The organism is Brevibacillus borstelensis (assembly GCF_037834415.1).
GTDB classification, from domain to species: Bacteria; Bacillota; Bacilli; order Brevibacillales; family Brevibacillaceae; genus Brevibacillus; species Brevibacillus borstelensis_A.
The window spans coordinates 37,064-52,068 of record NZ_JAUMSJ010000010.1; the positions used below are offsets into that span (position 1 = coordinate 37,064).

At 53.1% G+C, this 15,005-nt stretch carries 14 protein-coding genes; 5 read left to right on the forward strand and 9 right to left on the reverse strand.

All coding sequences use genetic code 11. The annotated features are described in order from the left end of the window. Nucleotides 1-118 precede the first annotated feature (118 nt). The gene (locus tag Q3F21_RS10950; RefSeq protein WP_340252393.1) at nucleotides 119-1,477 is read left to right on the forward strand and encodes a PLP-dependent aminotransferase family protein; all 1,359 of its coding nucleotides are present in this window, start codon (nucleotides 119-121) and stop codon (nucleotides 1,475-1,477) included. Between the two features lie 29 nt (nucleotides 1,478-1,506). Here Q3F21_RS10950 and Q3F21_RS10955 read toward each other — a convergent pair whose 3' ends face one another. The 6 genes from Q3F21_RS10955 to Q3F21_RS10980 all read right to left on the reverse strand — a co-directional run bounded on the left by Q3F21_RS10955 (nucleotide 1,507) and on the right by Q3F21_RS10980 (nucleotide 8,225). Next, nucleotides 1,507-2,640, reverse strand: coding sequence for an NADH-dependent flavin oxidoreductase (locus tag Q3F21_RS10955; RefSeq protein WP_340252395.1), 1,134 nt, complete (start codon nucleotides 2,638-2,640; stop codon nucleotides 1,507-1,509). 115 nt (nucleotides 2,641-2,755) lie between these two features. Beyond that, nucleotides 2,756-3,790, reverse strand: a complete 1,035-nt coding sequence (locus Q3F21_RS10960; protein ID WP_340252397.1) for an LLM class flavin-dependent oxidoreductase — start codon at nucleotides 3,788-3,790, stop codon at nucleotides 2,756-2,758. A gap of 165 nt (nucleotides 3,791-3,955) precedes the next feature. Continuing rightward, on the reverse strand, nucleotides 3,956-4,258 hold the full coding sequence (locus tag Q3F21_RS10965; RefSeq protein WP_340252514.1) for an ArsR/SmtB family transcription factor: 303 nt from the start codon (nucleotides 4,256-4,258) through the stop codon (nucleotides 3,956-3,958). Between the two features lie 77 nt (nucleotides 4,259-4,335). Beyond that, complete coding sequence (locus Q3F21_RS10970; protein WP_340252399.1) at nucleotides 4,336-5,313, reverse strand: quinone oxidoreductase family protein; 978 nt, start codon at nucleotides 5,311-5,313, stop codon at nucleotides 4,336-4,338. A 437-nt stretch (nucleotides 5,314-5,750) separates the two neighbouring features. Continuing rightward, a complete protein-coding gene (locus Q3F21_RS10975) occupies nucleotides 5,751-7,475 on the reverse strand; it encodes an ABC transporter ATP-binding protein (RefSeq protein WP_340252516.1) in 1,725 nt (574 codons plus the stop codon). A 210-nt stretch (nucleotides 7,476-7,685) separates the two neighbouring features. Next, complete coding sequence (locus tag Q3F21_RS10980; RefSeq protein WP_340252401.1) at nucleotides 7,686-8,225, reverse strand: GNAT family N-acetyltransferase; 540 nt, start codon at nucleotides 8,223-8,225, stop codon at nucleotides 7,686-7,688. A gap of 471 nt (nucleotides 8,226-8,696) precedes the next feature. Between Q3F21_RS10980 and Q3F21_RS10985 the strand changes: the two genes are divergently transcribed. Further along, nucleotides 8,697-9,944, forward strand: a complete 1,248-nt coding sequence (locus Q3F21_RS10985) for an MDR family MFS transporter (RefSeq protein WP_340252403.1) — start codon at nucleotides 8,697-8,699, stop codon at nucleotides 9,942-9,944. A gap of 125 nt (nucleotides 9,945-10,069) precedes the next feature. Here the strand turns inward: Q3F21_RS10985 and Q3F21_RS10990 are convergent, their stop codons facing one another. After that, on the reverse strand, nucleotides 10,070-11,500 hold the full coding sequence (locus Q3F21_RS10990) for an amino acid permease (RefSeq protein WP_340252405.1): 1,431 nt from the start codon (nucleotides 11,498-11,500) through the stop codon (nucleotides 10,070-10,072). A gap of 23 nt (nucleotides 11,501-11,523) precedes the next feature. Next, the gene (locus Q3F21_RS10995) at nucleotides 11,524-11,712 is read right to left on the reverse strand and encodes a 4-oxalocrotonate tautomerase (protein ID WP_340252407.1); all 189 of its coding nucleotides are present in this window, start codon (nucleotides 11,710-11,712) and stop codon (nucleotides 11,524-11,526) included. A 374-nt stretch (nucleotides 11,713-12,086) separates the two neighbouring features. Between Q3F21_RS10995 and Q3F21_RS11000 the strand changes: the two genes are divergently transcribed. The 3 genes from Q3F21_RS11000 (at nucleotide 12,087) to Q3F21_RS11010 (ending at nucleotide 13,868) form a co-directional block, all read left to right on the forward strand. Continuing rightward, the gene (locus Q3F21_RS11000; RefSeq protein WP_340252409.1) at nucleotides 12,087-12,380 is read left to right on the forward strand and encodes a metalloregulator ArsR/SmtB family transcription factor; all 294 of its coding nucleotides are present in this window, start codon (nucleotides 12,087-12,089) and stop codon (nucleotides 12,378-12,380) included. Nucleotides 12,381-12,906: 526 nt separating this feature from the next. Beyond that, entirely contained in the window at nucleotides 12,907-13,206 is a 300-nt protein-coding gene (locus Q3F21_RS11005; protein WP_340252411.1) for an MFS transporter, read from the forward strand. Further along, nucleotides 13,197-13,868 carry an MFS transporter gene (locus Q3F21_RS11010; protein ID WP_340252413.1) on the forward strand — a complete coding sequence of 224 codons (672 nt, stop codon included), beginning with the start codon at nucleotides 13,197-13,199 and terminating at the stop codon, nucleotides 13,866-13,868. Before Q3F21_RS11005 ends, Q3F21_RS11010 begins: the two co-directional genes overlap by 10 nt. A 125-nt stretch (nucleotides 13,869-13,993) precedes the next feature. Here Q3F21_RS11010 and Q3F21_RS11015 read toward each other — a convergent pair whose 3' ends face one another. Next, the gene (locus tag Q3F21_RS11015; protein ID WP_340252415.1) at nucleotides 13,994-14,914 is read right to left on the reverse strand and encodes a DMT family transporter; all 921 of its coding nucleotides are present in this window, start codon (nucleotides 14,912-14,914) and stop codon (nucleotides 13,994-13,996) included. Nucleotides 14,915-15,005: the final 91 nt, after the last annotated feature.

The window sequence follows — 15,005 nt, forward strand, 5'->3', positions numbered from 1 at the left end:
GCATGGAATGCTGTGAACTTCATGACCGGTCATAGCTTTATCGTAAATGGCAAGCTCGTGTGCTACAATTCAAAAAAAACAGATCTGTAACGGTACAGATTTGCTCTGGGGTGAGACGATGCATAAATATTTGCAGCTGCAAAGCGAGCTGGAATCGAAAATCGAAAGCCGCCAATGGACAGATGGAGATAAGCTTCCTTCCATCCGTACTCTCGCTGACAGGTATGCGTGCAGCCACAGTACCGTTATTCGTGCACTGGCTGAGCTGGAGAGGCGCCACGTCATCTACTCCGTCCCGAAAAGCGGCTACTATGTAGTGAAGAGTGCACTTGCCTTACCGGAAGAGGAAACCGGCGTCATCGACTTTGCTACCTCCGCTCCAGATCGCGACGTTTTTCCTTACCTCGATTTTCAGCACTGCATCAACAAGGCGATCGACACCTACAGCAGCGACTTGTTTGTCTACGGGACGCCGCAGGGGCTGGATACCTTGATTCAGGTCATCCACAAACAATTTGCTGACTATCAGGTCTTTGCCAGCCCGAAAAATATCTTTATTACCTCAGGCGTCCAACAAGCATTGGCTGTGCTTTCTGCGATGCCTTTTCCCAACCGGAAGGCAAAGGTCGTGCTGGAACAGCCCGGCTATCACTTGCTGATTGAATACCTCGAGACGCACAACATCCCGGTCGTCGGCGTAAAGCGCACGGCCAAAGGGATCGACCTTGCGGAGCTGGAGAGGGTCTTTCGCGAGGGCGACGTCAAGTTTTTCTACACGATGCCGCGATTCCAATCTCCCTTGGGCACCTCCTGTACGAAACAGGAAAAGCTGGCCATCATCGAGCTGGCCGAGAAATACGACGTGTTTATCGTGGAAGATGACCACATGGCCGACTTTGAACAAGACAGCAAGGCGGACCCGTTGTTTGCCTACGACAGGTCCGCCCGCGCCATTTACTTGAAAAGCTATTCGAAAATCCTTCTGCCCGGCCTTCGGGTAGGGGTAGCCGTTATCCCCAGCCGGCTGGTCGATGTCTTTCAGCGATACAAGCGATTGATCGACATCGATACCTCGATGCTCTCGCAAGCCGCTCTTGAAATTTATATAAAAAGCGGGATGTTTGAACGGCACCGGCACAAGATTCGCGCTTCCTACGCCAAAAGGTCCGACATATTGGCGGCGTCCATCCACCGTCATTTCGGACCTTTGGGGGGTATTTCCGCGATTTGCGATTCCAGCCAGCCGATGATTCATACACATATGGCTTTGGACAGGAGCATTTCCGTCCCGAGAGTCATTTCCCTGCTGAAAAAGGACGGGATCGTGATCGAGCCGATCGACAAGCATTATTTGTCTTCTTATCCAAAGGAAAATCTCGTGAAGCTCAATGTGTCGAACACAAAGGACAAGGACATCGACCGAGGGATTTGCCGCCTGGCGGAAACGGTCAAGAAGTTGGCGGACTCACGGCGCTGATGAGCTGCATGCAATCGGTGACGGCCCGTTTATTTGACAGTCGTTTCCTTTTCCACCGGAAACCAGCCCTCCACCGTCATCATGCGCTCCCACAGCGGATCGGGAATCTCCAGTCTCGCCTGCTCGTTTGGCTTGACCGTCGTTGCGATCTCATCCTCTTTGCCGTCGATCACCTTTTCCACCCATTCCGGCTCGATGATGATGCCGCGCCCGAGCGCGATCAGCGGAACGCCCGTTTGTCTGGCGGCCAGTACATTGTCCGCCGTGTACAAGGAACCGACGCCGATTAACGCCGTGCGATCCCCGATTCGCTCGCGGATTTGCTCGATTCGCGTCCGGGTCGAATCTCCGCCCCGTCTCGGCTTGGACCAGAAATCCTGCAGGGAGACGTGGAGATAGTCCAGCTCCCTGTCCGCGAGAGCATCCACCAAAACGAACGTGTCGTCCATCGTAATTCCCTTTTCATACGGCTCCTCCGGGGAAAAGCGGTAGCCCACGAGGAACGGACGGTTTGCGTGTTTTTCCACCACTCGCTTTACCTCATCCACGACAGCCAGCGGAAAGGCAAGACGTTTTTCCAGGCTGCCTCCCCAGCGGTCCGTACGGCGGTTCGTATGGCCGGAGAAGAATTGCTGGACAAGGTAGAAGTTGGCCCCGTGTATTTCCACACCGTCAAAACCGGCTTCGATGGCACGGCGGGTGGTTTCTCCGTATGCGCGAATAATCTCCTGCACCTCTTCATCCGTCAGCGCCCGGGGAACGGGAGCATTGTCATCAGCCACTGCGCTTGCGCTGACAATCTCTCCCCCGGGAACAAGCTCGGGGGGAGCCATTCGTCCGGCATGGAAAATTTGCAGTACCGCCCGTGCCCCCTTTTCCTTAATCGTCGAAGCCAATCTGCGCATGCTCGGGACCATCTCGTCACTAGTTCCGGAAAATTCGCCAGGGAAGCCCTTGCCGTTCTCGGTCACATAGATGCAGGCGGTAATCACCATGCCCACGCCAGTGGCTCGCCGGGAATAATAGCGGATTTCCGCATCGGAAACCGTCCCGTCGTCATTTGAGGAGTAATTGGTCAGGGGAGCCATGACGATTCTGTTCTTCAATGCGACTCCGCTGCGAAAGGTAAAGGGTTCAAACAAAGGCATGTATTTTTCGTTCATGTACCGTACACACTCCCAGCTTTTTTCTGTTTTGGCCAAGCGATCCTTGCCGCGAACTATGTTCACCAAAGCCGGCCGAAGTCTCCCTCTCCTATTTTTGCCTGTAGAGCGTTCCTTACTCTGCCGCGACCTGCTTAACGATCTCAAAGGAGCGCAGACGCGCCTGATGATCGTAAATCATGCCGTTGATGATGATCTCGTCTGCCTGCGTAGCGTCCAGCAGCTCCTGAAGCTTTTCCTTCACGACCGCGGGACTGCCGATGATTGACGCCCGCAGCTGCGCGTCTATGCTCGCTTTCTCGTAATCGGCCCAGAGCCCATCCATGCTCGCGACTGGCGGCTGCAATTTTTGCGGGCGGCCTCTTACCAGATTGAGGAAACTGAGTTGTTGCGAGGTGGCCAGATGACTCGCCGTCTCGTCATCGTCCGCCGCGATCACGTTTATCCCGACCATGGCGCACGGCTCCGCCAACACCTTGGATGGACGGAAAACGCTTCTGTACAGCCGCAGCGCCGGCAGTATGTTGTCCGGGGAGAACTGGCCGGCAAAAGCGAAGGGCAGCCCCAAAAGACCGGCCAGCTGCGCATTGTACAGGCTGGAGCCCAGGAGCCAGATCGGGATGTTCAACCCTTCGCCGGGAATTGCCCGGACTCGCGGAACGTCAGAGCCTTCTGTGGATGTCGGATTCAAATATTCGCGCAGCTCCGCCAGCTGTTCCGGGAAGTCATCGCCGCCGCTCTTGCTGTCGCGGCGAAGCGCACGGGCTGTGAGGTGATCCGTACCCGGCGCCCTGCCCAGCCCGAGATCGATGCGGCCGGGAAACAGGGACTCCAGCGTGCCGAACTGCTCGGCGACGACGAGCGGCGCGTGGTTGGGCAGCATGATGCCGCCGGAGCCGACCCGGATCGTCGAGGTCCCTGCCGCCACGTAGCCGATTATAACGGACGTCGCGGAGCTGGCGATTCCCGGCATATTATGGTGCTCGGCCAGCCAGTAGCGGTTGTACCCCCACTTCTCCGCATGCCGGGCCAGATCCAGCGTATTTCGGAACGAATCTGCCGGTGTCTCTTCCTCCCGTACAGGCACGAGATCGAGAACGGAGAGCGGGATGTCGCGAAGCTGTTTGCTCCTTTCACTCTGCTTGGTCATGGTTTTCATCCTTTGCTTTAAGAAGATCGTTCCCCTGGTCATTCCTTTAAAATCACATATCTAAATATCTAGATTTATAGATGATAAAGCGTCCGCATACATGGCTGGATCTCTCGGCGGTGCCGGAAACACATCCATGTACATTTCGGCTGGCCGGACAAGCGGCTACAAGTCGTGTTGGATAAACGCGGCCAACTCTTTTAACGTCTGCTCATTTCGCTTGTAGTAGGTCCACTGGCCGTATCTGTACACTTCCAGCAAGCCTGCCCGCTGAAGAGTCAAAAGGTACTGGGAAACAGTCGATTGCGATAAGCCAGCCTTTTCCTGGATGTGGCTTACACATACCCCGATTTTTCGGCAATCTCCTCCTTCTTGCGGGGGAAAGTGTTTCTCCGGTTCCTTCAGCCAGTCAAGAATTTGCAAACGCGTTTCGTTGGATAAAGCCTTGAAAATGAGAAGGGGATTCATGCGTTTCATTATATCTTCACATTCCGATATGTCAATTTCATAAGTGCACGCCATAAAAAAAGAGAGGGTTTCCCCTCTCAGCGTACATCCAGCAACACTTTCCCCGTACTCTGCCTGCTTTCCACCCATTCGTGAGCTTGCGCCGCCTCGGCGAGGGCAAAACGCCTTCCGACTTTGATCTTGAGGCGTCCATCCGCCAGATACGGCAGCACCCGCTCCGCTGTCTCGCGCAAAAGCTGTGGCCTTTTGCTGCGGGTCGTTCCCAGGCTGAAGCCCAGCACGGATCGGCAGCTTGCATGAAGATCGATTGTTTTGATTTGTCCGACCTCCCCGCTCGCATTTCCAAAGTGAATCAGGCGGCCGTACGGAGCGAGGCACTCCATGCTCTTTTCCGTGACCCGTCCGGAGATCGAGTCGAGAACCACATTGGCCCCTTCGCCGTCGGTCCATTCGTTTACCTTCTCGGCAAAGTCTTCTTTGTCGGTACAAATCACATGGTCGGCACCGGCTTCCAGCGCGATCGCCGCCTTGCTCTCGCTTCCCACCGTCCCGATGACCTTTCCTGCCCCGAGCAGCTTGGCCAGTTGGATCGCCGTCGTCCCGATCCCTCCGGCTGCAGCGTGGATCAGGACCGTTTCTCCCTTTTCCAGCCGCGCTACATCAGCGAGGAGCTTGTAGGATGTAAATGAAACAATCGGGCAGGCTGCAGCGATGTCAAAGTCGAGTTGGTCCGGAATCGCGAAGGTGAGGGCTTCGTCGGCAGCGATATACTCCGCGTAGGAGCCATTGTGAGGAAATGCGATGACGCGCTGGCCCACTTGCAGGGACTGCACCTCTGAACCGACTCTCTCAATCACGCCGGCAGCATCGAGTCCGGGAATAAACGGCAGCTTCCCTCCGCCCTTCTTTCCGTAGCGCGATTTGATATCGGCAAAATTGACGCTCGTTTTTTCCACCCGGATCAACACTTGCTTTGGGTGTATGGATGGCACGTCAACGTCCGTATACACCATGCCCTCGGTTCCGCCAAAGGCCGTGACAAGAACTGCTTTCATGTATGTCTCCCCCTTTTTGTCGCATTGGTTCAAATGGAATTTCGTTATATTACGATGAGGCTATTTTATTATAGTACTAGATACTGACTATTTTAGGAGTGATTGCATGCTTGCCGGAAAGCTGTTTAGCAGATTATCCAGCTTATTCTTTTTGTCTACGCTCGTTGTAGCACTGGCTTTATTTCCGACATCCACATTCTCCGTCTTTTACGTAATCTTGGTGCCGCCTTTGGGTTTGGGGCTGTCGTTGGTCGGAGTCTATCTTGGTGATAAAGGAATTTTTCGATTTATAGGAATCTGGGGGAATGCCATTCTTCTCCTTTTATCTATCTTTACTTTGTTTACTTATACTGTATTTGTTTCTTTCTGGGGAGGTCATTAGACAACTCCATTTCCGTTGCACTTATGAAACTCCCCCTTACCTTTTTTCCTTTTTCTTACTGATACACCGCACCAAACTGAGCCTGATGCAGCCGATGATAAATGCCGCCCGCGGCGATCAGCTCCTGGTGCCGCCCCTGCTCTGCCACGCCGTCTTCATTGACCACGACGATCCGGTCCGCATTTTTGATCGTCGTCAGCCGATGTGCGACGACGAGGGTCGTGCGCCCCTGGGACAGCTCGGAAAGCGACTGCTGGATGGCCAGCTCCGTCTCCGTATCAAGCGCGGAGGTGGCTTCGTCCAATATGAGGATCGGCGGGTTTTTCAAAAACATGCGGGCGATAGCCAAACGCTGTTTTTGTCCGCCGGAGAGCTTCACGCCTCGCTCCCCGATCACGGTATCCATCCCTTCCGGAAGATTCCGGATCACGTCATCCAGACGAGCGCGCCTCGCTGCTTCCCAGATCTCTTCCATACTGGCGTCCAGCTTGCCGTACGCGATATTCTCCCGGATCGTCCCCGAGAACAGGAATACGTCCTGCTGAACGATCCCGATCTGCTTTCGGAGCGAAGCCAAGGTCATCTCCCGGATATCGATCCCGTCGATGGTAATGCTGCCTTCATTCACCTCGTAAAAACGCGGCAAAAGACTGCAGATCGTCGTCTTTCCGGCACCCGATGGCCCGACGAAGGCAACGGTCTCTCCGGCCCGAATGGACAGGTCGATGTTTCGCAGAATGCTCCTGCCCTCTTCGTATCCGAACGTGACCCCATTGTAGCGGATATCCCCTTTCAGATTGGCTGCTTCAATGGCATTGGGGGAATCAGCCACATCCGGCTCGGTGTCGAGAATCTCGACGTAGCGTTTAAACCCGGCAATCCCCTTCGGATAGCTTTCAATCACTGCGTTGATTTTCTCGATCGGGCGGAAAAAGACATTGGTCAACAGCAAAAACCCGATAAACTCCCCATACGTCAGCTCGCCGTTGATCACAAACCACGTACCGCAGACCATGACAAACAGGGAGATCAGACGCATCATCATGTAGCTGATCGACAAGCTTTTGGCCATGATTTTGTACGCGAGCAGCTTGGTTTGCCGGAACTGCTGGTTATTGACGGCGAACAGCTTTTTCTCATGCGCTTCATTGGCGAATGCCTGAACGACGCGAATGCCGCTGACATTGTCTTCCACCCTCGCGTTGAACTCGCCCACATCGCCAAACAGACGGCGATAGGTCTTGGTCATTTTCTTGCTGTACACGGTCGCAACGACCGCCATCAGCGGAACGACCAGGAACGTTAATATCGCCAGCTTCAGATGAATGTAAGCCATCAGCCCGAACGATCCGATCAGTGTCATGACCGCGATGAAAAGATCCTCGGGTCCGTGGTGGGCGATCTCGCCGATTTCGTTCAAGTCATTCGTGATCCGCCCGATCAGATGCCCCTTTTTGTTGTTGTCAAAAAACCGGAACGACAGCTTCTGGAGATGCTCGAACAGCTTTCTTCGCATATCTGTCTCGATGTTGACACCGAGCATATGCCCCCAATAGGTCACGATGTATTGGAGTACCGTGTTCAGCACGTAAATCGCAAGCAGTCCAAAGCATGCCCAGAGGATCAGCGACCAGTCCTTGCCCGGCAGCAGCTTGTCGACGAACTGGTTGACAGCCAGCGGAAAGCCGAGCTCAAGCAAGCCGGCGATCACCGCACACGAGAAATCCAACAAAAAAAGTCCTTTATAGGGACGGTAATAAGTAAAAAAGCGCTTGATCAATTCGGGATCACTTCCTTCCTGTTTCGTTACCTTTGCGATACATGCTATCATACCAATCTTCCCAATATTTGAAAATAAAGTTTTCGGCTAGCGGCTTGGAAAATGGGGTGCGTTTGACTCCTGGACTGTGCCACGACAAAAAGGCTGCCGATTCTTCGGCAACCTGCTTATTCCTCTGCTTTATACAATGAAAACGATTTGTTTAGATGTTCAATGCTTCAAATCCAATACTTTATCCGGATCAGCCACGTCTCGCCCGTAATATCGCTTGGAACGGAAGTTGTGGATTTCCTGGCAAGCTTTCGCCATTTTTTCCAAAATGACCTCTTGCGGCTCGTCCTCGTTCGGACTCCAATAGTAAATCTTCATCTCGTACGTCTCGCCGCTCTCATCCTCCCGGCGGTACTGAATCCGGTCCGCCTTTACAAACCCGTTTTTCCGATAAAAGTTAACCCGTTTCCAGGTGTCCTCGTCTTCCCGGTCGATCGGCTCCACTTCGAGGATGATCGTCTTTCCTTTTTCCTTCAATCGATTGAGGATTTGGGTTCCGATCCCTCTTCCTCTCGTTTCCGGATTGATCAGCAGGTAATCGATGAAGATAAAGCTCGGAAATTCGGCGTACAGCATCAGGTAGTCGTCTGTCTCTTCCTTGTGGTATACATCCTTGTCTTCGATCAGAGCCTGCAGCTGACCCGAGTCCTTCATCTCCTGCTCGGGAAAATATTCGCTTAAACGCTCGTACCACTCCATCACGATTCCCCCACATTCGTTCACTCTGCGTATCCGTCATAGCATTTCCATGAAGAGGCGGTTCCACTCGTTTTGATCAGGACCTGCAAAAAACGCTCAATGAATGGCGAAAAGCCGTTGCATTTGGCTGATTCCGTCGCTACAGCCTAAAGTCATCTTATTCGTTGCCAATTATTAGAGTGGTATACTATAATTCTCCTATTCGTACAAAGGAGGAGTACTTATGTCAATGAAAACAGTTGCCATCCAGATCCCGAAACAGGAGGAAATGCAGCTGTAGATTTCTGTCCTGTTTCGGATGTTTGCCAATCCGAAGCGGGGGTTATTGATTGTGATGAAACGAATAAGAAATGCCTCTTTGCTTTCGGATCGGTATTGAACCGAAGCAGGAGGTACTGGTCATGAATATATTTCTTCACGCTTGCCTCTCCTGTTTCGGTATGCAGTCAAACAAAAGGAGGAGGCAGCGCCATGAATCGTCTGTTCCATACGTACAAGCTTTACGGCACAGCCGTATGGGTGAGGGTGGTGGGCACCTTGTTGACCAAGATTGCCCAGTTTATGATGTATCCGTTTTTGGTTTTGTATATGACGGAAAAGTTCGACTCCTCTGTTGCGGTGATCACCGCCGTTATCGGATTGGAGTCCGTCGCGGGCTTCGCCATTAACCTGTTTTTTGGCGGGCTGTCCGATCGCATCGGACGGAAGCCGACGATGATGCTTTCGCTCGCCGTACAGTCCATTTGTCTGACAGCCTTTGTCTTTGTCGACTCCCTCTGGGCCTTTGCCTTGTTCATCACGCTGATGGGCGCGGGCTCTTATATGTTCTTCCCGGCAGCCGACGCCCAAATTGCCGACATGGTACCGGAGGAAAACCGGGCAAAAGTTTACGGAATGCTTGGGACGGCAGCATCGATCGGCATTGCGGCTGGTCCGATGATCGGCCTCTTCGCTTTCCGGACAAACCCGAGCCTCGTTTTTATGTTCTTTGTCTTTGTGTCCTTGCTCTACCTGCTTCTCGTCTGGTGGAAAATCCCCGAGACATTGCCTGAACAGGCCCGAGCGAAAGCGAAGAAAAAGGAGACTCATTTTTTCAAAATCTCTGTCCGCAAGCACAAGCAGCTCTTTTTGTTCACCTTGCTGACCGTCCCCACCTCGCTGCTTGCGTGCCAAAACTGGTCGACTTTCCCGCTGTTTCTGCAAGTGCGGATACCGGACAATTACGAATGGATCTACTCGTCGCTGCTGTCGATTGGTTCGATCGCCTCGATCGTCCTCCAGATGTGGATCGCTTCGCTGGTGGAAAACAAAAAATCGCACCGCATCGTGCTCATCGGCTACATGCTGGCTATGCTGTCCGCGCTCGGGTACGCATTCTCGCTGAGCTTTGGACCGCTGGTGGCTTCACGCATCGTGGCGGTCATAGGCGGTATCCTCTACGGCATACATTTGGAAAAATCGATTTCCGTCTGGGCTCCGGAAGAGATGCGCGGCCGTTATTTCTCGATCTTCGGCCTGCATTGGCGCGTATCCGAAGCGATCGGTCCGTTCCTCGGCGGGGTTCTTCTCAGCAGCTTTGGCGGCGCTGCGATGTTTGCCGTTTTCGCTGTCCTTCTGTTGGTAGCCGGGGTGTTTCAATCCCGTCTGTTGGCGAGAATCGACCGCAACGGAGGCAGTATCCAGCCGCAGCCAGCCTCTGCACCTGCCACTCCGAAATGAATCGGGCAAAATGGACAAAACGGATACTGTTTCAGATAAACAACACAAGCAAAGGGTGCGCTCCATGACGGGATGCGCACCCTTTGTACGATTACAGCGCCGGCTACGCTCTGATCGGCAGCGTGCTACGATGAGATATGCTTGTTCTGTTGATCTGTCGATTGCCGGTAGGCTGTCGGATTGGCCTTTTTCCAGATAAAATAACAAACCGTAATCAGGATGAGCCACGGGAACCCGAGCCTCAGCGTGTCCGTAAACTCCGGCTGGAACCAGGTCGACAGAACGACACACGCGAGCAAAACGGCTCCCAGAACAGTCAAATACGGATAGCCGATCATTCTCACCGGCAGCTTGCGTCCGCCCAGCTGCTCCCATTTGCGGCGGAAAAACAAATGCGTCACGAACACCATGAACCAGGCAAACATCGCGCCAAAGCTGGACAGCGAAATCATGACGGCAAAGGAGCTGTCCGGCTCCGCCAAATTGACGATGGAGGCAATCGCAATCCCGATCGTAGACAAACCAAGCGCCTTCACCGGAACGCCTTTCTTGCTCAGCTCCCCCAATTTTTTTGGGGCAAATCCCCCGCGGGACAGCGAAAACACCATCCGGGTAGAGATGTACAATTGGCTGTTCATGGCCGAGAGAGCTGCCGTCAGGACGACGAAGTTCATGATTCCGGCTGCACCCGGAATGTTGATCAGCTCGAATACTTTTACAAACGGGCTTTTGTCGCTTCCCGCCTCGTTCCAGGGGACGATCATCAGCATCAGGGCTAGCGTCAGGATGTAGAAGAGCACCAGCCGGACGACAGCTGATTTTAACGCAATGGGAACGGCTCTCTCCGGCTCCTTCGCTTCTCCGGCGCTGACCGCGATCATCTCGATGCTCAAATAGCTGAACAACGAGATGAAAATCGCGATCCACATCCCCCAGAACCCGTTGGGGAAAAACCCCCCGTTGGCAGTGAGATTTCGCACACCCATCTCCGGATGACCGCTGCTGCCGAATACGACAAAGGCTCCCAATACGATAAACAAAAGAATGGCCGTTACTTTAATCATCGAGAACCAGTATTCAACGGTGCCAAACAAATGGACGCTGGCAGCGTTTACATAAATGAGAACAGCAGAGAAAAGCAAAATCCAGACGATTCCGGGCACGGCGGGAAACCAGTATTTCATGTAGACAGACATCGCCGACACCTCGGTTCCGACCCCGCACACCAGGCTGAACCAGTATGAATAACGGACAGTAAAGCCCGCCCACGGGTTGATATACCGCTCGGCATGCGCTCCGAACGAACCTGTTGTCGGATGAGCGACCGTCATTTCAGCCAGACAGCCCATCAGCAGCAGGGCAATGACTGCACCGATCAGGTAGCTGACGATGACGCCGGGACCCGCGAAGCCGATCGCCATCCCGCTTCCGAGAAAGAGCCCTGTTCCGGTTGCCCCGCCGATGGCAATCATCGTCAGCTGGCGGGTCGTCAACCCGCGCTGCAGCCCTTTCTCCCGTTCCATAATGTCTCGAAAATGGACGTTCTTCTCCGACATCGCAGCTCCCCCTTTTTATGAGATCAAGACTGCTCCTCTTTGGTAATGCCGCCTACGCCCCAGTGACTGGGCGGGACCTCCGTTACCAGTACACGCACCTGTTCTGGCTTGACCTCCAGACTTGCGGCGACGGCTTCGGAGACATTGGCGACCAACCGGGCGATTTGCTGTTTGTTTCTTCCTTCCAATACGTGTATCTGTACAATTGGCATGGCTTCACCTCCTAAGCTTTGGCCGCCGATATTGTTGACTATGGTCTTCATTGTATGCTTGCTCGGCAACGGATTCAACACTATTCAGAATATTTAAACCGAAAACGATTATCCACATCCATCGTATAGATCCAGTAATGCTTTTATCATAAAACAACTTCCCTGAAATCGGCGGTCAGGGAAGCTTCGATCATCCATCTTCATTTCTTACTCTTCAACCGTCTTTGCATGATTTCCCCGCTCAGCGAAAAACAGGCGAGAGCTGAAACCAAACCGAGCCCGACAATCGAGCTCGCCAGCCGCTTCTCTCCATAAGCTCGCTGGCTTTCGCATCCCCGCTTGCTTTTCGCTTTCGATTATTGTACATTAGTTCCATGACTATTGAACTTCATGCAGAAGATGAACAACGGGTAAAGATTTTTAAGGCTTTGGCAGATCCCACACGGATTGAAATCATCCGGACACTTTGCAAAACCCAAAAAGAGATGGCCTGCGGGGAGGTTGGCGAAATCTGTGCTGTCTCCAAGTCAAACGCGTCCTACCACTTCCGGACCTTGCGGGAAGCCGGGCTGATCAAGGTACGGAAAGACGCGCAAACCAAGTTTACAAAGCTGGACGAGGAAACGTTTGAAAAATACTTGCCAGGGTTCCTGAAGACTCTTTTTTGAGACTCCCACGGTTAAAGCCGCAAGCTGACACCCTCGGTATCAGTGGGATTCTTGGGTGGTAGTCGGAAGTGCATTTCTGCTGTCCGTAGTTCCCCCAAGTTCAGGGCTGTCTCATCAGCCCGTCCCACGGCAGAGCATATAGCTCCGTAGGCTGGCAGACTGTTACCATCTGCCACAGTTTTGCTCTTACAAATGTTTTAGCGTCTTGTTCTTAACGACTTCATACATTTTACGCTCAAGAAGATTCGCTTGAGCAACCCCAATGTATGCTGTTTTCAAAGAGCGATGATTGTTTTAACGTCTTTTGCTTGACGGCTCAAAGAGCATATCCTGATTATACCAAATCAGGTTTGCTCTGCCCATCCCATGAAGGGATGTTCGAGCAAAGCCGTCTTTCATCCCACGATGAAAACCGTGGGATTTCAGTCGGCAATTACTGTAAATCAGAAACATTTTTTTTGGGATTTTAGTTCAATAGTAGTTTAACTACACAACAACATAACAAAGATTGGAGAGTTACCCCATCATGAACAAAACTCTGGCTGTGTTCTTTCTGGTCATGTTTCTCATCGGAACAGATACGTTTCTTGTCTCTCCGCTGCTCCCTGCCTTGCGCGAAGAATTCGGCGCGAGCACCGCGGCTTCCGGTTGGATGGTGTCCGCTTACGCGCTGGGATATGCCCTGTTTGCTCTGATCGCCGGTCCTCTTTCAGACGGCTGGAATCGCAAGAGTGTGATCGTATACGGCATGATCGGCTTTGGTGTCTCGACGATATTGTGCGGATTTGCCACGGGCTTCTGGGAGCCTTATCGCTTTTGCTCGTAATCGCCATTTTCGCTTTCGTTCCGGCCATCCTGCCCGTTTCGCAAGGGAAACAGCCCTCTATCCTTGAACGGTACGGGCTGATCCTCGGAGAATCCAAAGCAAAAAAATCGTTTCTGGCCTACTTCGTCTTTCAAACCGGAAACTTCGCTGCCTTTACCTTTTTAGGGACGTGGCTGGCCGACTCGTTTTCGATGAGCATCGATCAAATCGGCGGCGTGCTGGTCTTCCTCGGGGTGGGAAACATCATTGGCAGCTTCTTCGGGAGTACCGTCGTAAAAAAATGGGGGCGGCATGGCACGCTGCTGCTCGGACTCGGGCTGATGACCGTTCTCTACCTGTTTATCTCCCACGCGCCGTCGCCAGTCTATGTGAAGATCGGCTATTTCGCCATCTTTTTGCTCGGGGGAATCATCTTTCCGGTCATGATGGCACTGCTGCAAACTCTTTCTGCGACGGCTCGCGGAACCATCGCCGCCCTCGGCAGTTCGGTTCTGCACGGAGCCACAACGCTCGGCGCTTATTTGGCTGGCATGCTGTACACTTTTTTTGGCGGGTTTTTGTCGATCAGTCTGTTTACCGCGCTATGCTTCGCTCTCTCGCTTCTCCTGTGGCTGACAAGCGGCGTGACAAAACCTGCTGCGGCAAAAGGAAATGCGGCCTGAGAACAGAACTGACCCACTTAGGCGGGGATCATATGGCTCACAGCAGGCAAGGCATTAACGGGCTTGCCCGATTTGGTTTTGGTTGTACCCGCATCAATCGCGCAAGTCCCGCTTCCTCTGCAAGACTATTTTATCGATTTGGACTGTGATGCGGGCTGAGCCTTTCTCACAGGGGCATTCTTTCCTACCATGACAGAAAGCACGACAATGACGGACGTCGCCATGGTGAAAAGCGTGATCGATTCATTCAGCAACAGAGCGGAAAAGAGGATCATCAAAAAGGGCTGCAAATACTGCATCTGGCTCACCCGCGAAATTCCCCCCATGGCAAGGCCGCTATACCACGCCACGTATGCCAAAAACTGACTGACGACAGCGAGATAGATGAAACTGATCCAGGCTTTCAGGGGGGCGTGTAGCATTTCCCCTGTGACGTTCATCAGGACAGGGACGACGATAAACGGAACCGCGATGACTAGTGCCCAGGCAATCACTTGCCAAGCGCCCAAGTCCCGTGCCAGCAGCCCTCCCTCGGCATAACTGAAGGCGAGGATGATGACTGCCGCGAGCAGCGCGAAATCCGCATACTGCAATTGGCCGAATCCGAGATGGAAGGCATACGCGATGACCGTCAGAAAGCCTACCACACTGGCCATCCAATACTTGAAGGAAGGAAGCTCTCTTGCGCGATGCATGGCGCAGCCTGCAGTAGCCAATGGCAACAAGGCGACTACTACGGCTCCGTGAGAAGCAGGCAATCTCTCCATCGCCCATGAGGTGAGCAAAGGAAAGCCCAAGACTGCACCGAGAGCCACGATAATAAGTCCTTTAAACTGTTTGGCAGACGGAAGCTTTTCCCGCCGGATCAATAAGACAATCGCAACCAGGACCGAAGCGATCACGGTTCTTCCCAGCCCGACAACAGTGGGGCCGAAATATTCGACCGCTATTCGTGTGGTCGGAAGCGTTAAACTAAAACAAAACACCCCGATTACGCCGAGCAACAACCCTAGCCGTTCTTTCTTTTCCTGTTTTTCTGCCTGCATGACAATCCCCCACTTTTGGCTCGCAGCTGGGACCAAGCATCTGTACCCCCGTTTGCCCAAGCTGCGAACGAAATAAATGAACTGTACCATT